The following is a 24,082-nucleotide window of genomic DNA, read 5'->3' on the forward strand; positions in this document are numbered from 1 at the left end:
TTTAAACTGCCGAACGGCATTTAAAAAGCCGTCATTTGGCAGGCAATATGTTTTACCCATTGAAAAATGTATAATTAAGCGGTGGTTTTGTAATCGAATCGATTCAAAGCCGCCGCTTTGTTTAGAGTATAAAGAGGGGAAGCCGATGCTCTGCTTGATATTTTGACTCAGTTATGTAATGATAGAGGTATGGAAATTATGAAAAAGCATAGGATACCGAATTGAGTCACATGCTGTTGGTGACAATTACGTTAATAGAATAAATTCAAGCTCCAAGGTGAAATAATAATAATGGATTAAATAGTAATAGCGTAAATCATATAAAAACAGGGCTTCTGAATTTTCAGAGCCTTGTTTTTCATTTTCTGCAACTTTTTTGCATCTGAAATCATCTATATAACAGAACGGCAAAAATGTCTGTTAAAAGACAGAAAGGGTAACAAATGAGACAAGAGAACTATGATAAGATGACAGGCTACATCATTGAAAACCAGAAAAAGTTTTACCGGCTGGCATTCAGCTACGCCCAAAACCAGGAGGATGCACTGGATATTGTTCAGAATGCGGTATTAAAAGCGCTGGATCATTATGAATCCTTAAAAAATTCCGATGCCATTAAAACATGGTTTTACAGGATTCTAGTAAACGAGAGCATTTATTTCCTCAAGAAAAATAAAAAAGAGATCGCCTCTGGAGAAGACCTGGGTCTGGAGATCCCCTATTATGAACAGGGCTTTGAACCATCGGATGACCTTTATCACGAGATCAACCGGTTGGATATAGAAATACAAAACATCATTAAGCTTCGTTTTTTCGAAGAAATGTCGCTGAAAGAGATTGCAGAGATCACCGGTGCCAATTTAAACACGGTAAAAGCAAGACTGTACCGGGGTTTGAAATTGTTAAAGCAGAATATTCAGGAGGTAAACTTATGAACCAGTTGGATGATGCAAAAAAAAGATACGATGAGACTCCCATTCCCGAGGAATTAAGCGGACGCATACAGGGTGCCATCGAGCAGTTTGAAGGAAGAAAAGCAACTAGCACCACGAATCATAATGGGAATGGAAAGAGACGGTATTATAAATGGGGACTGGGAACAGCGGCAGCTTTCCTTATTACATTTACTGCGGCGCTGAATATAAATACAGCTTTTGCAGAGGAAGTACACCAGATTCCGGTTGTAGGTGCCATCGCCCGGGTCCTAACCGTAAGCTCCTATAAAAAGACTGTTGGAGATGAAAAAATTTCAGTAGAAGTGCCGGGAGTGGAATTTATCCAAAACGACACCCATGGACTTTCCAAGCAAATAAATGAAGAAATCCAGGAAATCTGCAGTAAATATGCAGATGAATCATTGGAGCGTGCACAGGAATATAAACAGGCGTTTTTAGATACAGGAGGAACAGAGGCAGAATGGGCGGAACATAAGATCGAGATCAAGGTGTGGTATGAGATCAAGGCTCAAAGCGATAACTATCTTTCTTTTGTGGTGAGGGGAACAGAGAGCTGGACCTCTGCCTACAGTCAGGAAAAGTACTATAACATAGATCTAAAATCAGGAAAGCTATTATCACTAGGAGATGTTCTAGGAGAGGATTACATCAATAAAGCAAACGAGAGCATTAATAGACAGATGGAGGAAAAATCAAAAGAAATTGGTATTCCATTTTTTACTCCTGAGGAGGGCGGTTTCGAAAGCATTACTGATGAGACAAAATTCTATATGAAGGATAATGGAAATCCGGTTATAGTTTTTGACAAATATGAGATAGCGCCAGGAGCTGCCGGGTCAGTGGAATTTGAAATAGTAAGGTAAAAAGCGAATCGTGTTCATAGCTATGTAAGGCTTGGCTGACTGGAAAACAAGCGTATCGTTTACGATGGACGATATGCTTGTTTTCTTTTGCAGGCAGGCCGGTATCATCTCCACCTTGCACTTTTTATTCTTATTAGTTACAATTGAACTCTCCACTATAACACCAGACTTTAAAATGATGCTATTATGGTGGAATAGAATGGTGGTGATAGATCGAATGAAAACTTACATGACATCCGAAATTGCGCATAGTATAGGAATCCATCCCAATACGGTACGTCTTTATGAAGAACTTGAGCTTATACCCAAACCAGAGCGGAGGGCAAACGGTTATCGCATTTTTACAGATTTTCATATGGAGCAGATTAAGTTCGTAAGAATAGCGCTAAAGGTCGAGGTTTTACAAAATGGATTGAGAAAACAGGCGATTACTATTATTAAGACCTCTGCTTCCGGAAATTTTGACAAGGCAATTAATTTGACGGAACATTATTTGCAGCAGATAAAAAATGAGCAAAGTAATGCGGAGGAAGCCATAGAGATCACTCAAAAGCTGTTATCAGGCAGCAGCCAGGATCAAGAATCCGGTGCAATGGTTTTAACCAGAAAAGAAATGGCCGATTATTTACAAATTTCAATGGATGCTTTAAGAAATTGGGAAATGAATGGCCTGCTCACTATAAAACGAAAACAAAACGGCTACCGGGTTTATACGGATGAGGATATTCGGCGGCTCAAAATCATTCGTTCCCTGCGTTGTGGGAATTATTCCCTTTCGGCAATTTTACGAATGCTGAATACATTATCCCAAAATCCAAAAGCAGATATCCGGCAGGTGATTGATACACCGGACGAAAACGAAGATATCATTTCTGTATGTGATAAGCTTCTCACTTCTTTGCATTTTGCGGAGGAAAATGCGAAAGTCATGCTGTCGCACCTTGAGAAGATGAAAGAACAATTTGAAATAAACCCTACACTTTGACACCAGACTTTGCTCTGGTGTTATTCTTTTTGTGAAAAGAAAAAGGAGGGATTTTATCACATGGAAACAACCATAGAAGTAAAAGGACTGTGCAAGTCTTACGCCCAAGTGAAAGCGATAGAGAATATTAATATCTCAATTTGCCGCGGGGAAGTATTTGGCTTGCTGGGAGCAAACGGTGCTGGTAAAAGCACCACAATTGAATGTATCCTGGGAACGAAAATACAGGATAGCGGAACGGTATCCATTTTGGAATTGAATCCGCAAAAAGACAGGAAAAAACTTTTTGAGAGGGTTGGTGTTCAATTTCAGGAAGCCAATTATCAGGACAAAATCAAGGTAGATGAACTTTGTGAAGTTACTGCTTCGCTTTACAAAAACACCCTGGATTATGGTGTTCTACTGGAGCAGTTCGGACTTTTGGAAAAGTCAAATAGCCTGGTCAGTGAACTTTCAGGAGGTCAGAAGCAACGGCTTTTTATCGTGCTTGCGCTGATCCCAGATCCCGAAGTCGTGTTTTTAGACGAGCTGACAACAGGATTGGATGCCAGGGCACGGCGGGAAGTGTGGAAGAGCCTTTCCCAGTTAAAAGAAAGAGGTATCACAATTTTGCTGACCTCTCATTTTATGGATGAGGTGGAAGCCCTTTGTGACAGGATCATGATTTTGAAGAACGGGAAGAGCATATTTTGCGGTTCCATAAAAGAAGCGGTCACAGCAAGTCCTTATGAAAAGCTTGAGGATGCATATCTTTGGTACACAGACGGGGAGGGTGAATATGAAAACATTTAAAACGTTACTTAAAACAGAAGGAAAATTATCTCTTCGTGGGCTGGACATGTTTATCTTTGCTATTTGTATGCCGGTTGTCGTGGTTGTAATCTTAGGAGCAGTTTTTGGAGACAAACCCGCTTTTGATGGTGCAGAATATACGTTCCTGGAACAATCCTTTGGTGCGGTATCAGCCATTGCCATATGTGCCGGAGGCGTGATGGGGCTTCCCCTGGTTGTATCTGATTATCGAAGCAGAAAGATTTTAAAGCGGTTTAAGGTAACGCCCGCTGATCCTGCACTTATTCTGGCGGTGCAGGTTGCTATTTACGCACTTTATTCGATTGCATCCCTTATCCTGATTTATATAACTGGAGCGCTATTTTTTGGATTTCAGCTAAAAGGTTCATGGCTTCCGTTTCTAGGGGCATACTTGCTTGTCATGTTGTCCATGTTCAGCATTGGGCTGCTGGTGGGGGGAATTGCACCGAACACGAAAATAGCCGGTGCCGCCGCCAGCCTGCTGTACTTTCCAATGCTGATTTTTTCAGGTGCCACTCTGCCTTACGAGGTGATGCCTGCTGCATTTCAAAAAGCAGCAGACCTCCTTCCGCTGACTCAGGGAATTAAACTTCTTAAGGCTGCCTCACTGGGGCTGCCAATGGATAGGGTTTTCACTCCGGTTATGGTGATGATTGCCATTGCGGTGATATGTATCAGTATTTCCCTACGTTTTTTCAAGTGGGAATGAGAGCTTGGATTAATTGGCCTGACAGAGCTTACCTCGCCAATAATTTATGGCTGCTTTTTATTTTTTACACTACTTCCTTCACCCGGGCGAACATGATATAATGACAAAAGAATCGGGGCAAAGCAGGGGGTTAATCATGTTAAAAGTATTGATAGCAGATGATGAAGAAAAGATCTGCCAGCTGATCGAGAAGCTGATCGATTGGCAAGCACTGGATATGAAGCTCAGCGGTGTGGCAAATAATGGGATCGAGGCGCTTGAAAAGATAGAAGCCCTTTCTCCTGATGTAGTGATTACGGATATCCGGATGCCGGGATATGACGGCCTGGACCTGGTGAAAAAGACCCGGGAACTGAATGTAGGTGTGGAATTTGTGATTATCAGCGGATACCGCCATTTTGAATATGCCCAGACAGCGATCAAATATGGGGTCAGCGATTATTTGTTAAAACCAATCAAAAAACAGGAACTGACAGAAACTCTGGAAAAAATAAGAGTAAGGTATAATGAAAAAAGCGAGCAGCTGACCTACGAGGAGCGGGTCAGGCTGGCAAGGAAGAGTGACGCAGAGAGGCTGCGGACCACCTGGTTTTCCAATGTCTTGTACCGGGACCGAAGTGAACAGGACTGCTCCAGCCTGGAAGAAATCAATAAGCAGTATTATTATCAGTTAAAACAGGGGTGCTTTCAGATCGTTTGTGTCAAATTTGATGGAATTTCCATGCCTGACGAGAAAAACCTGGAATTTCTGACAGAAAAGACAACTCAGATTGCAGAGCAGATGCTGAAAGGCCATGTATATGACTGGGAATTGTATGTGGAAAACAGCCATATTTATCTATTCTTAAATTATGGTGAGGAAAACAGGAAACTCATCCGCCGGCAATGCAAAAATATATTAAATGAGCTTGCTGTGCTGGAATCCATTCTGGAAGGGCTTCGAGTGACCATTGGGTTTGGAGCAACTGTATGGAATATCACCCAGCTAAGGAGTTCCCTCAAATCCGCCAGGTACTTAGTAGAGCAGCGCCTGGTGGCCGGAAACGGCAAACTCCTGGAGGGGGAGCTGCGCAGCTCTTTTCATCTGGCATCAAGCCAGTGGTTCACTCAGTTTAACCAGAACATGAACACGGCTTTGGAAAGTCTGGACAGGCAGCAGGTGGGAGATTGCCTGATGAAACTGAAAGACGGGCTTTTGGAGCAGCCGGATATGACCGGGCATGAAATTCTGCAGATGTGCAGAGAGGTCTGTAACCTTTATCTGTTTTTCATGAAAAATCATAAGATCCCCATTGAACAGAATTTTATGGAACGGTTTAATCAGGGAGTGGAATTTTGTTCTTCTGCAAGAGAGGTCCTTCGCTATCTCATAAAAGAGATTTCCGCTTCCTATGATAAGGCCGTGGCCGGAAAGATGCAGGAGAATAACCGCCCCATCCGAATCGCCAAAAAATACATCAGAGACCATTATAGGGAAGCCATTACCTTAGAAACAGTCAGTGAAGTCGCCGGATTCAATCCTACATATTTCAGTTCCCTGTTTAAGAAGGAGACAGGAAAGAACTTTCTGGAATTCCTATCCGAGGTGCGTATGGAACAGGCGAAAGGCCTTCTAAAAGAAACAAATTTAAGTGTTGCATCCATATGTGAGGAAGTGGGCTACAGCGATGTAAAGTATTTTACAAAGAACTTTACCAAATATTCCGGTTTAAAGCCAAACGAGTATCGGAAGCTTTATTCCTGATGGGAGGCGTATCATGAAGGAAAAATTACGGTTTCTATCCGTCAGAGTGATTCTTCTATTGGCAGGTGTTTTGACCGGATTCATGTTTTTGCTTTGCTATGCCCTGTACTTAACCAGGGGTCAGCCGGAGCAAATTTGGCTTATAATGGCGGCTTCCGTTCTCCTGGTCTTATTTTTCTACAACGGATATTATGGAATTTATAAGCCCATGCAGGAAACCAAACGGGTGGAACGGCAGTTTGCCTCTGGCAGTGTTTTAAATGACTTATTAAAAATACGCTATCCCTACTGCCCGGAAACTGAGAAAGTAAATCAAAGGTTTTTTGAAATGCTTGGGACCAGGGAACTGATTAATGTTTCAAAAAAGCAGGCGGAATATCTTGCCCTGCAAAACCAGATCAACCCTCATTTTTTGTACAATACTCTGGAAGGAATACGGAGTGAGGCGCTGAGCCTGGGCGTGGACAGCATAGCGGAGATGACGGAGGCTCTTGCTACCTTTTTCCGCTATACTATTTCCAATGTAGACCATCTGGTAAACTTAGAGGATGAGCTTGCAAATATTGAAAACTACTATTACATCCAACAGTTCCGCTTTGGAAAAAAATTACAGCTGAATATCCAGTATGCATGTTCTGAAGAACTGGATGAAATGGAGATCCTGCAATACCGTCTGCCAAAGCTGACTCTGCAGCCGGTTGTTGAGAATTCTATTTATCACGGGATTGAGCGGAAAATAGGGGAAGGGCATCTGATCATTAAAATTTTGGTAACGGATTCCCGGTTGATCATCAAGATATCTGATGACGGGCTTGGGATGGAGGCCGAAAGGGTAAAAATGTTAAATGAAAAACTTAAAAGCTTATCCTTAGACGATGTGAACCCTGATTTAGACCGGAAAGGCGGCATTGCAATCCAGAATGTCAATAACAGAATCAAGCTGCTCTTCGGAGAGGAATATGGCATCCATGTCTACAGCCAGGTGGAGGCAGGAACGGATGTGGAGATATCCCTTCCTCTGGTAAAGGATTAACAGGACAGAGAGGTGATGAGATGAGAAAGGAAATTCTCCGGCTGAATCATGTTACCCTGGAAGAAAACGGAGAGCGTTATCTGGATAATCTGGATTTTTATATTCTCCAGGGAGAAATTATGGGGCTCATTATATCCGATGCAAAGGGCTGTTCCCAATTGATCCGTCTCATCTGTCATAACATTCCCATAAGCTTTGGCGGAGTATACTATGAAGGAGACCGGGTAAATCATTATTCCCACGCGGACTTTACTGACAACCGGGTTTATGTCATTGAGGAGAGGGGACGGCTCATAGACAGCCTGACCATATCTGATAACCTGTTTGTTATGCGGAAGGGATTTAAAAAGTATATTATTAACAGCAGGGTGCTGGATCATCAGGTGGAGCTTTTGATGGCAGAGTTGGGACTTTCCATTGATCCCAAACGCCGGGTTTCAACCTTAAGCGCCTTTGAGCGCTGTGTGACTGAGCTTTTAAAAGCCATTCTGGCCGGGTGCCGGTTCATTATTCTGGACAGGATCAGCAATTTCTTAAGCCAGATGGAACTAAAACAGTTTCAGGACATTATCAGAGAGCAGGCAAAGAGGGGGACCGCATTCCTTTATATGGGCAACCATCATCAGGAGGTGTTCCAGATTGCGGACCGGGCGGCTCTTTTTCATCAGGGAATCATATGGAAGGTGTTTGAAAAAGAAGAAATGGTGGAAACGGCCCTTCAGCCTTACACCATATCGTTTGACTTATCCGGCAGCCAAATCCGGGAACCTAAGGAGGAGGCTGTTCTTAAATTGGATGGCGTGCATTTGAACGGAAAAGAGCCGGTGGGTTTTTCTCTGCGAAAAGGGGAATGTCTGATGATACTGGATATGGATAATCAGACCTGGGAGCCTCTGGTGGAGGTCCTCTCCGGCAGCAGGGGAATCAGGGCCGGCAGGATTTACCTGGGAGAAAGGGACTTTGCAGGAGAGGAGCCCACGGACTTTTTTAAGGAGGGAGTAGCTGTCATTCCTGATGATCCGGCTGAAACCTTCCTGTTTAGGGACATGAGCTATATGGAAAACCTGACGTTTCTTCTGGACCGGAAGGTTTTGTTCGGGAATTTAAAGCGCAGCCATCTTCGCAGTGTACGGAAAGAATATATGAAAAAGGTGGGGCCCTGTATTGATGCTGGTAAGATTGACCGTTTAAGCATGCGGGAAAGATACGGCCTTGCCTATTACCGGATCCATCTCCTTCACCCTAAGGTCGCTGTGTGCGTACAGCCGCTGGCAAAGGGGGACATGTACTTAAGGCGTTATGTGCTGGATCTGATCCAGGAGCTGAAAAACAGCGGAATTTCGGTACTCATTCTCACAAGCAACCTTGCCGACAACATGGATGTATCAGACCGGATGATAATTCTGCAGGATGGAAAGGTGGCGGCAGAATACGCGAAAGAGGAATTTTATAAAGTAGGCTGGTAATGAATAGGATTAACAGGCGGTCTGGCTGCCTGTTTTTCATTTCTGCAAAGGATTTGATTGCCAAAGAATACCCCCCTTAAACGGAAGAATCTCCCCTACTATCCATGGATTCCCGATGATATACTGTTTACAGAAGCTAGAATTTGAGAGAAATATGAGGGTGATAGGTATGCAGGAAGATATTGTGCGGATGCAGAATATTATAAAGACATTCCCTGGTGTAAAAGCGCTTGACGATGTTTCGTTTTACTTAAAATCAGGAGAAGTTATGGCATTGCTGGGTGAAAATGGTGCGGGAAAATCAACACTTGTTAAAATATTAAGCGGCGTCTATCCAAGAGATGGAGGAACCATCGAAGTATTCGGCGACAATATCCGGGAAATGACCACACAGAAGGCAAAGGATCTTGGGGTAGCGATCATCCATCAGGAACTGAACATGTGCCAGCATTTGACCGTAGCGGAAAACATTTTTCTGGGACGGGAACGGACAAAGGGAATGATCCTTTCTGAAAAAGAGATGAACAAGGCGGCTGCCGAGATATTAAGCCGAATGAATATAGAATTAGATCCAGAGGAACTGGTGGGTAATCTGGCAGTATCCAAGCAGCAGATGGTTGAGATCGCCAAGGCGCTTTCCATGAATGCCAGGATCTTGATTATGGATGAGCCTACGTCAGCCCTGACCTCAAAGGAAATCGCAGATCTGTTCACTATTATTAAAAAGTTAAAGAAAGAAGGCTGCGGAATCGTATACATATCCCACCGACTGGAAGAACTGAAACATATCGTGGACCGGGTCACCATCATGAGAGACGGAAGATTTATCACATCCATGGATTTTGATCAGAATCGGATGGATGAGATCATTTCTCACATGGTCGGCCGCGAAATAAAACAGAAATTCCCACGGGTCTCCTGTCCAAAAGGGAAGAAGATTCTGGAGATCCGCAATTTAAATGCCGGACGGATGGTCCGCGGCATCAATCTGGAGCTGCATGAAGGCGAGATCGTAGGAATAGCCGGGTTAATGGGGGCAGGAAGGACAGAGACCACCAGAGCCATATTTGGAGCGGATCCAAAGGAATCCGGGCAGATTTTCCTGGATGGAAAAGAGGTCATCATACATAATGTAGAAGATTCCATAAAAGCAGGTATCGTACTGGCTCCGGAAGACAGGAAAAAGGACGGCCTCTGTACGAAACTCAGCGTACGGGATAACATTGCCCTTCCCAATCTGGATATGCTATGCGGAAAGCTGGGAATCGTCAACAGGAAAAAAGAGAGGGAAATGACGGATAAAACAGTGGTTTCCTTAAAAATCAAGCTGCCGAACGCAGAGGTAGATGCCGGAAGCTTATCCGGCGGTAACCAGCAAAAGGTGGTGGTAGGTAAATGGCTTGCAAGGAATTCACGGGTCGTGATTTTCGATGAACCCACCAGGGGCATCGACGTGGCGGCTAAGGTAGAGATCTATAACCTGATGAACGAATTAAAACAAAAGGGGATCGGCGTTTTGTTCGTTTCGTCGGAAATGCCGGAAGTCCTTGGCATCAGCGACCGGATTATTGTCATGTGTGACGGGAAAATAACAGGGGAAGTGATGACAGCTGAGGCGACACAGGATCTGATCCTCAAATATGCGACTCAGTTTGAAAGCAAGATCAGTTAAGAAAAGGGCAAGGAGAGGTAACATGAATAGTAAAAGACAGAGTTGGTATAAAAGGCTGTTCGCCGTTCGCGGGATGGGGCAGGTAGTCACCGTAAGTTTAGGACTTATCGTTATGTGCGTTGTTTTTGGCATCATAAACCCTACATTCTTTTCCGGGAAAAATGTTGCGAATCTTTTGCGTCAGATTGCTCCGATCCTGTTAATCGGCATCGGACAGTCCTATGTATTGATCACCGGCAATATTGATTTGTCCATTGGTTCTGTTGTCGGTATGAGCTGCATGATATCTGCGACCATGATGACAAAGGGCATGAATCCATGGGTTGCGGTAATTCTTACCCTGTTGTGCTGTCTGATCGTAGGCGTTGTCAACGGCTTACTGGTAGCCAAGTGCAAGCTTCCGCCTTTTATTGCAACCTTAGGTACCATGACAATTGCCAGGGGCGTTGCTCAGATTGTAAATAATAACTACAATACCGATGCCATTGGAGACGGGGCAAGGGGATTTCGGGATTTCTTTTATTATGGAAAGGTCGCCGGAGTGTATAACACAGTGATCATATCCATTGTTTTATGGCTGGTATTTAATTTCCTATTAAGCAAAACAAGAACCGGGCGGCACATTTATGCAATCGGAAGCAACATAGAGGCCTCCAAGCTATCCGGGGTAAATATTGTAGCCACCACTACAAAGGCTTATCTGGTCAGCTCTTTTTGCTCCTGCGTCGTAGGACTAGTGATCTGTGCAACAAGCGGCATGGGTACCATGGATGCGGGCAATGCCTATGAAATGTATGCTGTGGCGGCTTCCGTAATCGGAGGAGTTTCTACATTGGGAGGCCAGGGAATTCTAATTGGTACGGTAATCGGTGCTTCCATCTGGGGCGTGCTCCAGAATGGACTTCAGTTTGCAGGCGCCCCGGTTGCAATCCGAAATATTGTCATCGGCGCCATTGTAGTGATCTCCGTATTGATTGATGTGATTGTACGAAGCGGAAAGCTGGGAAAGAAAAATAAGATAGAACCATAATGATGGTATTGGAGCCTGAGGCTTTGATATAGGCAGATTTTAAAATATCCAATTTTAAGGAGGAAAAGGTTTATGAAGCGGAAAGTATTGGCGGCTATTCTTTCTATGGGAGTGATTGCGTCTATGGCAGGCTGCAGCAGCGGGCAGAAGGAGGCTGCAGCTACGACCGGGGCAACAACAGAAGCTGCAACAGAAGCTGCAACCACAGCTGCAGAAACAGCAAAAGAGGCGGCTTCCAGCGGCGGCTCACACAAGGTTTATTTAATCACCATGGATCAAATGGACCAGCACTGGGTAAACGTGGATGCAGGTGCCCAGAAGGCTGTAAAGGAGCTTGGAAATGTAGATTACAAATGGCTGGCTCCTGATGTAAAGGATGACGCAAAACAGATCGAATGTATTAACAATGCCGTAGCAGGAGGCGCACAAGCCATTTTACTGGCAGCTAACGGCCCTGATGCAGTTACTGCATCCTTACAGGAAGCCATTGACGCAGGAGTAAAAGTGGTATACGTAGACTCCGCAGCATCTCTGCCGGCGATCCAGACTCTTGCAACAGATAACAAAGCTGCTGGAAAAACTGCAGGTGATGAAATGATCAAAGCCTTAAAGGAAAAAGGAATCGAATCAGGCAAGATCGGCATCGTAAACGTGAATGCTGCAACCGCATCCACAGTGGCCAGAGAAGAAGGCTTCCGTTCTGCATTTGAGGGAACAAAGTTTGAGATCCTGGAAACTCAGTACGGCGAAGGCGATGCGGCAAAATCCAAGGATATTGCAGCGAACTATATTACCCAGGGCTGCGTAGGCATTTTCGGAGCCAATGAAGGCTCTACAGTAGGTACAGGCAATGCCATTCAGGAAGCAGGCGAGACTGTAATCGGCGTAGGCTTTGATAAATCCGATATGATCCTTCAGCTGATTAAAGATGGCTATCTCCTTGCAACCATGGCTCAGAACCCAGATGTTATGGGATATGAAGGAATAAAGACAGCTGTTAATGCTCTGGAAGGCAAGGATACAGGAGACAAGAACGTAGATACTGGCGTTTCCGTTCTTACAAAAGATACATTAAAATAAGTGCGATTTAAACACAGACACATTTTATAACAGGGAAAGAGCAGGGCCGGTTCGCCGGTTCCTGCTCTGTTGGCATATTTTACTTAGTAAAGGCAAGTTGCCCGTTCGGCAAACAGCCAGGTGAATCGAACTTACTTATAATAATAGAAGGACTGAGGTATTATGATGCATATCATAGGATTTGATATTGGAGGAACAAAGTGTGCGGTGTTTCTTTGCCGGCTGGAGGGTGATACGATTATATGGAACGACCGGAAGGAAATACAGACTACATCAGACTGGAGAGCAGTGTTGGATACATTGTGCGTTTATGGGGAACGTATGCTGGAGACTCATGAGGTTTCCCGGCCCGATTGCCGTATTGGAATATCCTGCGGAGGACCTTTGAGTCCTGACCGCAAGATTATCTGTTCTCCTCCTAACCTGCCGGGCTGGGTTTCAGTTCCCATTGTTTCCTATCTGTCGGAAAAACTCCAAATGCCCGCCAGAATGTTAAACGATGCCGATGCCTGTGCCCTTGCCGAATGGAAATACGGGGCAGGTAAAGGATCTCTTCATATGATATTCCTCACCTTTGGTACCGGCCTTGGCGCAGGGCTGATTTTGAATGGGCGTTTATATACAGGTGCCTGCGGCATGGCAGGAGAAGTTGGCCATGTCCGCCTGAAAGAGGACGGGCCGGTCGGATACGGAAAGGCAGGGAGTCTGGAAGGATTTTGCAGCGGCGGCGGAATCCGTCAAATGGCAATAGATAAAGCAAAACAGATGGAAAAGGAGGGGAAAAAGGCCTCCTTCCAGACTGGAGAAAAAGAGGAAATCAAGGCAAAGGATGTGGCTGAGGCTGCCAGAGCAGGTCATAAAGATGCCGCAGAATTACTGAAAGAGTCGGGAACGTATTTCGGAAGAGGATTGTCCATGCTCATTGATATCCTGAATCCGGAGGTAATAGTTGCCGGAAGTATATACGCCAGAACCCACGAATTCATGGAACCTTCCATGTGGGAGGAAATCCGCAGGGAGGCTCTTGCCTCTTCCGCAGCTGTGTGCAGAATCGTGCCTGCCCAGTTAGGGGAGAGGATCGGGGATTATGGAGCCGTTATGGCTGCGGTTTATGAATAGAAATACCGGATTTTTTGAAAAGGAGTGACAACAGAAGAGGAACGTGATAAAATAACCCTTGCGCATCATAAAGGGTGACAAAATTTTGAACAGAGGATGGAAAAAAATGGAAACTGATATGACAAGAGGCAATCCGCTTCCGATCATTTTAAAATTCACACTTCCGCTTCTGATGGGTAATATCTTTCAGCAGCTTTATAACATGGCAGATACCATTATTGTAGGCCGTTTTGTTGGACCGGATGCACTGGCAGCGGTGGGCTCCACCGGTACGATCATGTTTCTGGTCATTGGATTTTCCCAGGGCATGAGCACCGGGTTTACGGTCCTTACCAGCCAGCGGTTTGGAGCAGGAGATGAAAACGGCGCGAAGCGCTCCGTGGCCAATGGGATCATTCTGTCATCTTTCATTATTGTGCTTATGACAGTCTTAAGCCTCTCTTTTATGAGAACACTTTTAAAGGTCATGAACACGCCCGGCAATATTTTCGAGGATGCTTATACCTACATTTCCATCATCTGCATGGGAATTGTTGCAAATGTATTTTACAATCTGTTTTCCTCTTATCTCCGTTCCGTTGGGAACAGCCGGATCCCCCTTTTGTTCCTGATGTTTTCTGCCTCTCTGAACGTAGTGCTGGATCTTGTTTTTATTATTAATTTTAAAATGGGAGTGGCTGGAGCCGCCTGGGCAACGAATCTCTCGCAGGGGATATCCGCGCTTCTGTGCATCTTCTATATTTATAAAAAAGTTCCGGTTTTAACTCCAAAGAGGAATCACTGGAAACTGAATGTGACGGATACAAAGCGCCAGCTTTCCGTGGGAATTCCCATGGCTCTCCAATTTGGAATCACTGCATCAGGAACCATCATCATGCAGTCTGCCGTTAATTTATTCGGTTCAGCCGCAGTAGCAGCTTATACGGCCGCCAACAAGTTTCAGGGGTTGGTTCTGCAGGGAATGGTCGCCATGGGTCAGACAATGGCTACGTATTCGGGTCAGAATTACGGAAAGGGAGACATAGGAAGGATCCGCCAAGGCGTCAGACTTGTACTTTGGACAGAGGTCGTCTATTCAGCAATTTCTTCTGTCATCGTCTGTTTAGTCCTCCCATATGCATTAAGGCTGTTTTTCTCAGGTGATGTGGATATAGCGGAAATGCTGCCATGGGCGAAAACCTATATTTATTTATGTGCTGTTTTATATATTCCCCTAGGAATGATTTTTATATTCAGAAATACCATGCAGGGGTGTGGCTACGGCCTTCTTCCCATGCTTGGAGGAGTCGTAGAGCTTGTGGCAAGACTGATAACTGCTGGATTGGCAATCCGGCTTTTAAGCTTCCCCTTGGCCTGCGCCTGTGATCCAGCGGCCTGGTTAAGCGCCGGTCTGTTCACTACAATCTCATATATCTATATCATGAAGAGGGTGGAAAAAAGCAGGGAAAACAAAGGTCTTGTCTGATCTTTTAATTTTCTTAATTTATTATTGATTTATAGTATAATATTTAGTATATTATGTAATAGATTATCTTAGGCGATATGTGAAAGGAGAATCATGATGATAAAAGTAGCTGTTGACGCCATGGGCGGCGACTATGCACCGGTGGAGATGGTTGCCGGAGCCGTAGAGGCGGTAAACGCGAATAAAGAAGTCCAGGTTCTCTTAGTAGGGCAGGAGCATATTGTATCGGAAGAACTGAAGAAGCATACGTTTCAAAAGGATCAGATACAGATTGTGAATGCGTCAGAGGTAATCGAGACGGATGAACCTCCGGTTAACGCCATACGAAAGAAGAAAGATTCTTCCATCGTTGTGGGAATGAATCTGGTAAAACAAAAGGAAGCGGATGCATTTGTATCGGCTGGCAGTTCGGGCGCTATACTGGTTGGCGGACAGGTGATTGTCGGACGGATAAGAGGGGTGGAACGACCACCGCTTGCACCGCTTATCCCAACGGAAAAAGGCGTTTCCCTGCTGATTGACTGCGGAGCCAATGTGGATGCCAGACCGTCCCATTTGGTACAGTTTGCCAGAATGGGATCCCTTTACATGGAGCATGTAGTGGGAATAAAGAATCCAAGAGTGGCTATCGTTAATATCGGCGCAGAAGAAGAAAAGGGAAATGCGCTTGTAAAAGAAACCTTTCCACTGTTAAAGGAGTGCAAGGATATCCATTTTACCGGAAGCATTGAAGCCAGGGAGATTCCGCATGGCGGTGCAGATGTCATTGTTTGTGAGGCATTTGTAGGCAATGTAATTCTGAAGCTTTATGAAGGAGTAGGAGCAACCTTAATCGATAAGGTAAAACGCGGTATGATGGGAAGTTTAAGGAGCAAAATCGGAGCTCTGCTTGTAAAACCTGCTTTGAAGGAAAGCCTAAAATCATTTGATGCATCTCAGCACGGCGGAGCACCGCTTCTGGGACTGAATGGCTTGGTTGTAAAAACCCATGGGAATTCAAAGGCAACAGAAGTGAAGAACTCCATACTTCAGTGCGTGATCTTCAAAGAACAGGGAATTAATGATAAGATAAGAGAAAGTCTTAAAAAGAATGATGAAAATCAAGAATAGGAGAGAGGAAGGAAAAGAGATGGAATTTGAGAAGTTACAGAACATAATTGCAGAGGTGTTAAATATTGAGCCGGATGAGGTGTCCATGAACTCCACATTTGTGGATGACCTAGGCGCTGACTCCCTTGATGTGTTCCAGATCATTATGGGCATTGAGGAGGAATTTGATATTGAGATTCCAACAGAAGTGGCAGAAAACATCGTAAGTGTCAATGATGCAGTAGAACAGATCAAGAATGCTTTAAATTAATAGATGTGGGTGCTGCCGGGGACTTCTTAGTCTGTCCGCAGCACCTTCTTTCATAATGAGAAGAGGAGTATGATGAGCAGGAATTTAAAAGAACTGGAGGAGCGTATCGGCTACCGTTTTTCGGACAGCCATCTCATGACACAGGCCATGACACACAGCTCCTATGCCAATGAACACCGGTTAAATAAGCTGGAATGCAACGAACGCCTGGAATTTTTAGGAGACTCTGTGCTGGAAGTGGTTTCCAGTGACTGTCTGTATCATAAGTATCCGGAAAAACCGGAGGGGGATTTGACAAAGATACGTGCCAGCATCGTCTGTGAACCGACTCTTGCCTATTGTGCAGAGGATATAAGGCTTGGAGAATACTTGCTTTTGGGCAAGGGGGAAGAAGCCACCGGAGGCAGAGGGCGTGCATCGATCGTATCTGATGCTATGGAAGCGCTGATTGGGGCCATTTATCTGGACGGTGGTTTTGCTAATGCAAAAGAGTTTATCCTTCGATTCATCATGAATGATCTGGAACATAAGCAGCTCTTTTATGATAGCAAGACTATCTTGCAGGAGATCGTACAGAGTAAGACGGACGAGCCCTTAAGCTATGAGCTTTTACGGGAAGAGGGACCGGATCATAACAAGGTATTTGAGTCTCAGGTTCTGATAGGCCAGGAGATAATCGGCCAGGGGACCGGACGGACAAAAAAGGCGGCGGAGCAGGTGGCTGCCTATCATGGGATTCTCCGTCTTAAGAATATGGATACAACCTGCGGGTATTCCTCTATGTCCAAAAATCGTGGACAATAATAAGGAAACACCCTTCGGGTATACCTCTATGTCCAAATAGCGTGGACAATAATAAGGAAACACCCTTCGGGTATACCTCTATGTCCAAATAGCGTGGACAATAATAAGGAAAAGAAAGGGCAGGCCCAGTAGAGCCTGTCGGCGTGAACTATGTATTTAAAAAGTATTGAAATCCAAGGTTTTAAATCTTTTGCCAATAAGATCGTCTTTGAATTTCATAATGGGATCACCGGCATCGTAGGCCCTAACGGCAGCGGTAAGAGCAATGTCGCCGATGCCGTGCGCTGGGTGCTTGGTGAACAAAAGGTAAAGCAGCTTCGAAGCTCCAACATGCAGGATGTGATTTTTTCCGGAACTGAACTGAGAAAACCTCAGGGCTTTGCCTATGTTGCCATTACCCTTGATAATTCCGATCACCATCTGGCTATTGATTATGACCAGGTAACGGTATCAAGAAGGGTTTACCGCTCCGGCGAAAGTGAGTACATGATCAATGGCAGTGCCTGCCGTTTAAAGGATATTTATGAATTGTTCTATGATACCGGTATCGGTAAGGAAGGCTATTCCATTATCGGACAGGGACAGATTGATAAGATATTAAGCGGAAAGCCGGAGGAGCGAAGAGAATTATTTGATGAGGCCGCCGGCATTGTTAAATTTAAACGGCGCAAGCTTATCGCCCAGAAGAAGCTTGAAGATGAAAAACAAAACCTCATCCGTGTCAATGACATTCTTACAGAGCTTGAAAAGCAGGTCGGCCCCCTGGCAAGGCAATCTGAGGCGGCAAAGGAATATCTCCGTTTAAAAGAAGATTTAAAAAAGTATGATGTTAACCAGTTCCTGATGGAGACTGAGGGAATCCAGGTACAGATGAAGGAAAATCAGGAAAAGGAAACCATTGTAGCCCATGATCTGGAGGATGCAAAGCAGACATCAGAGGGCATCAGGGAAGAATATGATGTTCTGGATACATATTTAGCGGAGCTTGAGGAGGCTATCAGCAAGGCCGGCAATGAGAAAAATAAAACCAACATGGAAATGGGAAGCCTGGAAGGCCGGATCAATGTACTTAAGGAACAGATCAATACCGAACAGATGAATGCAGAGCACATTGCCGGGCGCATGAGGGCTATCCATGCTGAAATCCAGATGAAAATGGCTCAGGCTGCTACTTATGAGGAAGAACGTTCCCTGATTGCCGACCAGGTGAAATCTGCAGTAAATGAACTGAAAGATGCGGAAGAGGTCCTGAATTCAGAAGACGAGAAAATCCATCTTTTTGAACAGCAGATTGAGGAAGGAAAGAGCGGCATCATTGATATCCTCAATGAAAAGGCTTCCTTAACCGCAAAACAACAGCGATATGAAACCATGCTGGAACAGGTGAATGTGCGGCGTTCTGAGGTTTGCCAGAAGCTTTTAAAGTTTAAAAGTGATGAGTCGGAGCAGGATGAACGGCTGGAAGCTCTTCAAAAAGAAGCAGATGAGATAGAAACCAAGATCTCGGAAAGCCAGGAAGCCCAGGCGTTCAGTGAGAACCGTGCAGAGGAGCTGGAAGGCGAGGTCAAAAGGCTTAATAAGAACTTAAATGACAAACAGCAGGAATATCATACCAGTTATACAAAGCTGGAGTCTTTAAGAAACATAGCTGAGCGGTATGAAGGCTATGGCGGCAGCATTCGCCGTATCATGGAGGTAAGGGACAGGATCCATGGAATTCACGGGGTTGTAGCGGATCTGGTAAAGGTGCCGAAAAAATATGAAATTGCCATTGAGACCGCTCTTGGCGGAAGCATACAGAATATTGTTACTGATTCCGAAGAAACTGCCAAGCAGCTTATTGAATATCTAAAGAAAAACCGGTATGGAAGAGCTACCTTCCTACCATTAACCAGCGTCAGCAACAGGGATTCCTTCCGCCAGGACAGGGCCCTTACGGAGCCGGGAGTATTGGGACTTGCTAATACCCTGGTGGAAGCGGAAGACCGGTATAAAGGCCTTTTAAATTATCTGCTGGGCCGTGTGGTTGTGGTGGATACCATTGAACACGCCATTGCACTTGCAAAAAAGTTCCAGTATTCTTTCAGGATCGTAACGCTGGAAGGAGAGCTTCTCAGCGTAGGCGGATCCATGACGGGCGGTGCCTTTAAAAATTCCAGCAATCTTTTAGGGCGTAAGCGTGAGATGGAGGAACTGGAAGAGATCTGCTCCAAGGCTCTTACCGATGTGGAACGGCTGGAAAAAGAACTGGTGTTAAGCGAGGGGCTCCTTGGGGAAAGCAGGGAAGAACTTGAAAAGATCCGGGCGGAAAAACAGCAGCTTTATTTAAAGCAAAATACGGTTAAAATAAATATACGCAGGATAGAAGATAAAAAAGAAGAAATCAAGGAATCTTACGGAGACTTAGAGCGTGAAAACGGCCAGCTTGAAGTACAGATACGTGAAATCAGTACCAGCCAGCAGGAACTTCTTACAGCCATAGATAAGCTGGAGATGCAGAATCAGGAAACGGTCGGAGAGCTGGAACGCTTAAACGGCCGGCTTGAAACGGCCAGGGCAGACCGGGAGCAGTATTCCAGGGACTTATCGTCCGTACAGCTGAAAACCTCAAGTTTAAAGCAAAAGGATGATTTTGAACTGGAAAATATCCGGCGTGTAAAGGAAGAAAGCCATCGTCTGGAGGAAGAACTTGCCGGACTTTCAAACGGAACTCATGGTTCTAACTCCATTATCGAAGAGAAACAGAAAGAAATTGATGCATTAAAGGGCAGGATTGCGGAAGAAAAGGTATACTCAGAAGAACTGGAAGGCATCATAAATGAGAAGTCCACGCAAAAAGAGTCCAGTTCCAGGGAGCAGAAGGAACTGTTCAGAAAACGAGAAGAGCTTACGGGAAGGATCAGCCTTTTGGATAAAGAGCTGTTCCGTTTGCAAAGCCAGAAGGAAAAGCTTGATGAGTGGATGGAGAGTCATATCAATTACATGTGGAATGAATATGAACTGACTTTTTCTACTGCAAAGGATTTAAAGAACCAGGAATGGACGTCACTTCCTGAAATCAAACGTATGATCCAGTCCTTAAAAGAGGAGATCCGGAAGCTTGGCAATGTCAATGTCAATGCCATTGAGGATTACAAAGAGGTATCAGAGCGCTATGAATTCATGAAGACCCAGCACGATGATCTGGTAGCCGCAGAGGGCACCTTATTAAAGATCATCGATGAACTGGATACGGGAATGAGAAAACAATTCGAGGAAAAGTTCCGGGAAATACGGCAGGAGTTTGATAAAGTGTTTAAGGAACTTTTCGGAGGTGGACGAGGTACATTAGAGCTGGTGGAGGATGAGGATATCCTGGAAGCAGGAATTCAGATCATATCCCAGCCGCCAGGCAAGAAGCTTCAGAATATGATGCAGCTTTCCGGTGGGGAAAAGGCATTGACGGCTATTGCGCTGCTGTTTGCCATCCAGAACTTAAAGCCCTCTCCATTCTGCCTACTTGACGAGATCGAAGCAGCCCTTGATGATTCCAACGTGGACCGTTTTGCAAAATACCTGCATAAACTGACGAAATATACTCAGTTTATTGTTATTACACACAGGCGTGGTACCATGTTATCTGCAGACCGTCTATATGGTATTACCATGCAGGAAAAGGGCGTTTCAACGCTAGTATCTGTAAACCTGATTGAAGAAGATTTAGAAAGTTAAGGAGGCCGACTATGGGTGAGAAAAAGGGATTCTTTGGCAAGCTGGTTGCCGGGCTGCAGAAGACAAGAGATAACATCATCGCAGGCGTAGATTCCATATTCAGTGGTTTTTCAGCCATTGATGATGAGTTTTATGAAGAAATTGAGGAGATCCTGATTATGGGGGATCTGGGTATCCAGACCACCATGTCCATTATGGAGGATTTGAGAAAGAAAGTAAAAGAACAAAACATCAAGGATCCCATGGAATGCAAGCAGCTTCTCATGGACAGCATCATGGAACAGATGGATCTGGGAGAAAATGCCTACGAATTTGAAAAACGGAGTTCCGTTCTTTTGATCATCGGCGTAAACGGAGTGGGAAAGACCACATCAGTGGGCAAGCTGGCCGGGCAGATGAAGGATGACGGAAAAAAGGTGATCGTTGCTGCGGCGGATACCTTCCGTGCGGCAGCCATAGAGCAGCTTAGTGAATGGGCTAAGAGGGCCGGAGTGGACATCATCGCCCAGCAGGAAGGCTCCGACCCTGCGGCAGTTGTTTATGACGCAGTAGCGGCGGCAAAATCCAGACATGCAGATCTTTTGATCTGTGATACTGCAGGCCGTTTGCATAACAAGAAAAACCTGATGGAAGAGCTTAAGAAGATCAACCGGATCATTGACAAGGAATACCCTGAGGCTTACCGGGAAACCCTGGTAGTGCTTGATGGGACCACGGGACAGAATGCTCTTGTCCAGGCGAAGCAATTTATGGAGGTTGCTGATATTACCGGAATTATCCTTACAAAACTTGACGGAACCGCAAAAGGAGGCATTGCGGTCGCTATCCAGTCAGAGCTTGGAATTCCTGTAAAATATATTGGGGTAGGAGAGAAACTTGATGACCTGCAGAAATTCAATGCAAAAGAATTTGTAAGCGCATTGTTTCACGTTGAAGAGAAAGAAGAGGCGTAAAGTATGTTGACATTGGAAAAATTTGAAGAAGCATCGGAAGCCGTTAGCAAAGTTATCCTGGAAACAAAGCTGGTATACAGTGAGTATTTCTCCGCTCAGACCGGCAATAAGGTATATTTCAAGCCGGAAAATATGCAGTATACCGGTGCTTATAAGGTGAGAGGGGCTTATTATAAAATCAGCACCCTGTCTGAAGAAGAAAAATCCAAAGGTCTTATTGCTGCCTCTGCAGGTAATCACGCCCAGGGCGTTGCCTATGCGGCGAAACTGGCCGGCATTCCTGCAACCATCGTTATGCCCACCACGGCACCTCTGATGAAAGTAAACCGTACCAAGGGCTATGGAGCGGAGGTCATTTTAGAAGGCGACGTTTTTGATGAGGCTTGCAATTATGCCTACAAGCTTTCAGAAGAACGGGGGCTTACCTTTATTCATGCTTTTGACGACCTGGATGTAGCAGCCGGGCAGGGAACCATTGCCATGGAGATCATCAAGGAACTTCCTACGGTTGATTATATCCTGGTTCCCATCGGAGGAGGCGGTCTTTGCGCAGGAGTTTCTACTCTGGCCAAGATGTTAAATCCCAAGATCAAGATCATCGGCGTGGAACCGGCAGGTGCCAACTGTATGCAGGAATCCTTACGACAGGGGAAGGTGGTTTCCCTTCCAGGTGTCAATACAATTGCTGACGGAACTGCTGTAAAATGCCCGGGAGAAAAACTATTCCCTTACATCGAGGAAAACGTGGATGAAGTCATCACCATAGAGGATTCTGAACTGATCGTGTCATTCCTTGACATGGTTGAAAACCATAAGATGATCGTGGAGAACTCAGGGCTTCTGACTGTTGCGGCATTAAAGCACATGAACGTGGACAATAAAAAAATTGTTTCTATCTTAAGCGGAGGAAACATGGATGTGATCACTATGGCTTCCATTGTTCAGCTTGGCCTGATGCAGAGAGACCGTATCTTTACGGTGTCTGTTCTGCTTCCGGATAAACCAGGAGAGCTTGCAAAGATATCTGCACTTCTAGCAAAAGAACAGGGAAATGTCATCCGTCTGGATCACAACCAGTTTATCAGCATTAACCGGAATGCAGCAGTGGAACTTCGCATAACCATGGAAGCATTTGGAACGGAACATAAGAATACCATTATGGCAGCACTTACAGCCCAGGGTTACCGGCCTAAGCTGGTTAAATCAAAAGGGACTTATGCGGATTAAGATTCCATATTTTCGGTAAATGATTTTTTCCATTGCCTAATTTACAAAATAAGAACGATATGCAAATAAAAGCACGGGATTTTTCCGTGCTTTTATTAAATTAACATATTACCATAAATTGGAAAACTATATTGATAGTTGGCAGGACGTGTGATATTCTACTCGTAAAGAATGATTTTAATAGCGAAGGGAGAATTTTAATTGGATATCTTTAACGTGGATAAATTACCTGAACAGTTTATTTGGGATGACGAGATAGGTTTGGTAACAAAGCTGTTGGGGGAGGCAGCCGGAAGTCAGAAGATTTATGTGAATATTGATTATGTCCCACCTAAAGCATACAGTACGAGATATCACAGTCATTCACAGCAGGAAGAGTTTTTCATGATCCTTTCCGGAACGGGAACTTTACGCTTAAACGAAGAGGAGAAAACCGTAAAACAGGGGGATTTTATAGCTAAACCGGCAGGGAAAAATATCTCCCACACATTCTATAATTCCAGTGACGAGGTTTTGGCAATTTTAGACATTGGAACGAATCAAAGTGAAGATACTTGTTATTATCCTGATGATGATATGTATATGCAAAAATCTTATGAATTGAGGCGAGTTTTTAAAGGAGCTGATTTAAATACTTCATGGCTTCCAGAGCCGAATCCAAAAGAGTAAGATTTTTAAATTTAATTGTTCATATTAAAACTATCAATATTAAGTTGGTAGTTTTTTTATTGCCAGAATTAGAATCACTTCATATTGATAGTTGGCAAATGTCATGGCAGAAGAAAGTATTATTATTAGCGATGGTGGATCAAACGAATTGTATGGAGCTAAAAGGGCGAGTATGAAAACAATTTTGACCCAAAAGCAGTACCGGAAAACCACTTTCCGGTACTGCTGAATTTCTTATATTATAAAAGTTTTAAATATCATGTGCATAGTTCTTGACCCCGTCGCTCAGCCGGAGGTGATTGGCCTGTAATTTACAGGCTCTTCTATTACGTGATCATAACGGTATGCTGAAAAAACAAGCCCAAGAAGTAACATATTGAGGAGTATGCTTAATCGCCCTTCTGAAATCAGGGGTAGATTGGG

Annotated in this window: 20 protein-coding genes; all 20 read left to right on the plus strand. The window is 44.6% G+C overall.

Translation table 11 applies throughout. From position 1 onward, the window contains the following. Positions 1 to 443: 443 nt before the first annotated feature. The 20 genes from BMX69_RS06810 (at position 444) to BMX69_RS06905 (ending at position 23,659) form a co-directional block, all read left to right on the plus strand. Complete coding sequence (locus tag BMX69_RS06810; protein ID WP_100041930.1) at positions 444 to 935, plus strand: RNA polymerase sigma factor; 492 nt, start codon at positions 444 to 446, stop codon at positions 933 to 935. Continuing rightward, the gene (locus tag BMX69_RS06815; RefSeq protein WP_100041931.1) at positions 932 to 1,819 is read left to right on the plus strand and encodes an RsiV family protein; all 888 of its coding nucleotides are present in this window, start codon (positions 932 to 934) and stop codon (positions 1,817 to 1,819) included. Before BMX69_RS06810 ends, BMX69_RS06815 begins: the two co-directional genes overlap by 4 nt. 217 nt (positions 1,820 to 2,036) lie before the next feature. Then, positions 2,037 to 2,804: a MerR family transcriptional regulator gene (locus BMX69_RS06820; protein WP_100041932.1), complete on the plus strand. Its 768-nt coding sequence runs from the start codon at positions 2,037 to 2,039 to the stop codon at positions 2,802 to 2,804. A gap of 60 nt (positions 2,805 to 2,864) precedes the next feature. After that, positions 2,865 to 3,596, plus strand: coding sequence for an ABC transporter ATP-binding protein (locus BMX69_RS06825; RefSeq protein WP_100041933.1), 732 nt, complete (start codon positions 2,865 to 2,867; stop codon positions 3,594 to 3,596). After that, positions 3,583 to 4,326: an ABC transporter permease gene (locus BMX69_RS06830; protein ID WP_100041934.1), complete on the plus strand. Its 744-nt coding sequence runs from the start codon at positions 3,583 to 3,585 to the stop codon at positions 4,324 to 4,326. Before BMX69_RS06825 ends, BMX69_RS06830 begins: the two co-directional genes overlap by 14 nt. Before the next feature lie 136 nt (positions 4,327 to 4,462). Then, the gene (locus BMX69_RS06835) at positions 4,463 to 6,070 is read left to right on the plus strand and encodes a response regulator transcription factor (protein WP_100041935.1); all 1,608 of its coding nucleotides are present in this window, start codon (positions 4,463 to 4,465) and stop codon (positions 6,068 to 6,070) included. A gap of 13 nt (positions 6,071 to 6,083) precedes the next feature. Beyond that, positions 6,084 to 7,103: a sensor histidine kinase gene (locus BMX69_RS06840; protein WP_100041936.1), complete on the plus strand. Its 1,020-nt coding sequence runs from the start codon at positions 6,084 to 6,086 to the stop codon at positions 7,101 to 7,103. Positions 7,104 to 7,123: 20 nt separating this feature from the next. Further along, the gene (locus tag BMX69_RS06845) at positions 7,124 to 8,569 is read left to right on the plus strand and encodes an ATP-binding cassette domain-containing protein (protein ID WP_100041937.1); all 1,446 of its coding nucleotides are present in this window, start codon (positions 7,124 to 7,126) and stop codon (positions 8,567 to 8,569) included. Positions 8,570 to 8,738: 169 nt separating this feature from the next. Next, on the plus strand, positions 8,739 to 10,241 hold the full coding sequence (locus tag BMX69_RS06850; protein ID WP_100041938.1) for a sugar ABC transporter ATP-binding protein: 1,503 nt from the start codon (positions 8,739 to 8,741) through the stop codon (positions 10,239 to 10,241). Between the two features lie 22 nt (positions 10,242 to 10,263). Beyond that, positions 10,264 to 11,271 carry an ABC transporter permease gene (locus BMX69_RS06855; RefSeq protein WP_025232955.1) on the plus strand — a complete coding sequence of 336 codons (1,008 nt, stop codon included), beginning with the start codon at positions 10,264 to 10,266 and terminating at the stop codon, positions 11,269 to 11,271. A gap of 72 nt (positions 11,272 to 11,343) precedes the next feature. Continuing rightward, positions 11,344 to 12,351: an ABC transporter substrate-binding protein gene (locus BMX69_RS06860; RefSeq protein WP_054791258.1), complete on the plus strand. Its 1,008-nt coding sequence runs from the start codon at positions 11,344 to 11,346 to the stop codon at positions 12,349 to 12,351. A gap of 162 nt (positions 12,352 to 12,513) precedes the next feature. Next, entirely contained in the window at positions 12,514 to 13,470 is a 957-nt protein-coding gene (locus BMX69_RS06865; RefSeq protein ID WP_100041939.1) for an ROK family protein, read from the plus strand. A 106-nt stretch (positions 13,471 to 13,576) separates the two neighbouring features. Continuing rightward, positions 13,577 to 14,935, plus strand: a complete 1,359-nt coding sequence (locus BMX69_RS06870; protein ID WP_100041940.1) for an MATE family efflux transporter — start codon at positions 13,577 to 13,579, stop codon at positions 14,933 to 14,935. A gap of 96 nt (positions 14,936 to 15,031) precedes the next feature. Next, positions 15,032 to 16,045: a phosphate acyltransferase PlsX gene (gene plsX / locus BMX69_RS06875; protein WP_054791257.1), complete on the plus strand. Its 1,014-nt coding sequence runs from the start codon at positions 15,032 to 15,034 to the stop codon at positions 16,043 to 16,045. A gap of 19 nt (positions 16,046 to 16,064) precedes the next feature. After that, positions 16,065 to 16,295: an acyl carrier protein gene (gene acpP / locus BMX69_RS06880; RefSeq protein ID WP_025232960.1), complete on the plus strand. Its 231-nt coding sequence runs from the start codon at positions 16,065 to 16,067 to the stop codon at positions 16,293 to 16,295. 72 nt (positions 16,296 to 16,367) lie between these two features. Continuing rightward, positions 16,368 to 17,099 (plus strand): ribonuclease III, encoded by a 732-nt coding sequence (gene rnc / locus BMX69_RS06885; protein WP_054791256.1) that lies wholly within the window; start codon positions 16,368 to 16,370, stop codon positions 17,097 to 17,099. A gap of 150 nt (positions 17,100 to 17,249) precedes the next feature. Further along, on the plus strand, positions 17,250 to 20,810 hold the full coding sequence (gene smc / locus BMX69_RS06890; protein ID WP_100041941.1) for a chromosome segregation protein SMC: 3,561 nt from the start codon (positions 17,250 to 17,252) through the stop codon (positions 20,808 to 20,810). 11 nt (positions 20,811 to 20,821) lie between these two features. Then, on the plus strand, positions 20,822 to 21,763 hold the full coding sequence (ftsY, locus tag BMX69_RS06895; protein WP_054791255.1) for a signal recognition particle-docking protein FtsY: 942 nt from the start codon (positions 20,822 to 20,824) through the stop codon (positions 21,761 to 21,763). A gap of 3 nt (positions 21,764 to 21,766) precedes the next feature. Then, positions 21,767 to 22,990, plus strand: a complete 1,224-nt coding sequence (ilvA, locus tag BMX69_RS06900) for a threonine ammonia-lyase (protein ID WP_054791254.1) — start codon at positions 21,767 to 21,769, stop codon at positions 22,988 to 22,990. A gap of 201 nt (positions 22,991 to 23,191) precedes the next feature. Continuing rightward, positions 23,192 to 23,659: a cupin domain-containing protein gene (locus tag BMX69_RS06905; RefSeq protein WP_054791253.1), complete on the plus strand. Its 468-nt coding sequence runs from the start codon at positions 23,192 to 23,194 to the stop codon at positions 23,657 to 23,659. The last annotated feature ends 423 nt before the right edge of the window (positions 23,660 to 24,082 follow it).

It is taken from the genome of Lacrimispora sphenoides JCM 1415, from assembly GCF_900105615.1.
GTDB classification, from domain to species: Bacteria; Bacillota; Clostridia; order Lachnospirales; family Lachnospiraceae; genus Lacrimispora; species Lacrimispora sphenoides.

Excerpts from the sequence above, each read along its gene's own strand:
- BMX69_RS06855 (WP_025232955.1), top strand. The coding sequence starts at position 10,264 with ATGAATAGTAAAAGACAGAGTTGGTATAAAAGGCTGTTCGCCGTTCGC.
- BMX69_RS06860 (WP_054791258.1), top strand. The coding sequence starts at position 11,344 with ATGAAGCGGAAAGTATTGGCGGCTATTCTTTCTATGGGAGTGATTGCG.
- ilvA (WP_054791254.1), top strand. The coding sequence starts at position 21,767 with ATGTTGACATTGGAAAAATTTGAAGAAGCATCGGAAGCCGTTAGCAAA.
- BMX69_RS06845 (WP_100041937.1), top strand. The coding sequence starts at position 7,124 with ATGAGAAAGGAAATTCTCCGGCTGAATCATGTTACCCTGGAAGAAAAC.
- ftsY (WP_054791255.1), top strand. The coding sequence starts at position 20,822 with ATGGGTGAGAAAAAGGGATTCTTTGGCAAGCTGGTTGCCGGGCTGCAG.
- BMX69_RS06840 (WP_100041936.1), top strand. The coding sequence starts at position 6,084 with ATGAAGGAAAAATTACGGTTTCTATCCGTCAGAGTGATTCTTCTATTG.
- BMX69_RS06825 (WP_100041933.1), top strand. The coding sequence starts at position 2,865 with ATGGAAACAACCATAGAAGTAAAAGGACTGTGCAAGTCTTACGCCCAA.
- BMX69_RS06850 (WP_100041938.1), top strand. The coding sequence starts at position 8,739 with ATGCAGGAAGATATTGTGCGGATGCAGAATATTATAAAGACATTCCCT.
- BMX69_RS06865 (WP_100041939.1), top strand. The coding sequence starts at position 12,514 with ATGATGCATATCATAGGATTTGATATTGGAGGAACAAAGTGTGCGGTG.
- BMX69_RS06835 (WP_100041935.1), top strand. The coding sequence starts at position 4,463 with ATGTTAAAAGTATTGATAGCAGATGATGAAGAAAAGATCTGCCAGCTG.
- BMX69_RS06820 (WP_100041932.1), top strand. The coding sequence starts at position 2,037 with ATGAAAACTTACATGACATCCGAAATTGCGCATAGTATAGGAATCCAT.
- acpP (WP_025232960.1), top strand. The coding sequence starts at position 16,065 with ATGGAATTTGAGAAGTTACAGAACATAATTGCAGAGGTGTTAAATATT.
- smc (WP_100041941.1), top strand. The coding sequence starts at position 17,250 with ATGTATTTAAAAAGTATTGAAATCCAAGGTTTTAAATCTTTTGCCAAT.
- BMX69_RS06830 (WP_100041934.1), top strand. The coding sequence starts at position 3,583 with ATGAAAACATTTAAAACGTTACTTAAAACAGAAGGAAAATTATCTCTT.
- plsX (WP_054791257.1), top strand. The coding sequence starts at position 15,032 with ATGATAAAAGTAGCTGTTGACGCCATGGGCGGCGACTATGCACCGGTG.
- BMX69_RS06810 (WP_100041930.1), top strand. The coding sequence starts at position 444 with ATGAGACAAGAGAACTATGATAAGATGACAGGCTACATCATTGAAAAC.
- rnc (WP_054791256.1), top strand. The coding sequence starts at position 16,368 with ATGAGCAGGAATTTAAAAGAACTGGAGGAGCGTATCGGCTACCGTTTT.
- BMX69_RS06815 (WP_100041931.1), top strand. The coding sequence starts at position 932 with ATGAACCAGTTGGATGATGCAAAAAAAAGATACGATGAGACTCCCATT.
- BMX69_RS06870 (WP_100041940.1), top strand. The coding sequence starts at position 13,577 with ATGGAAACTGATATGACAAGAGGCAATCCGCTTCCGATCATTTTAAAA.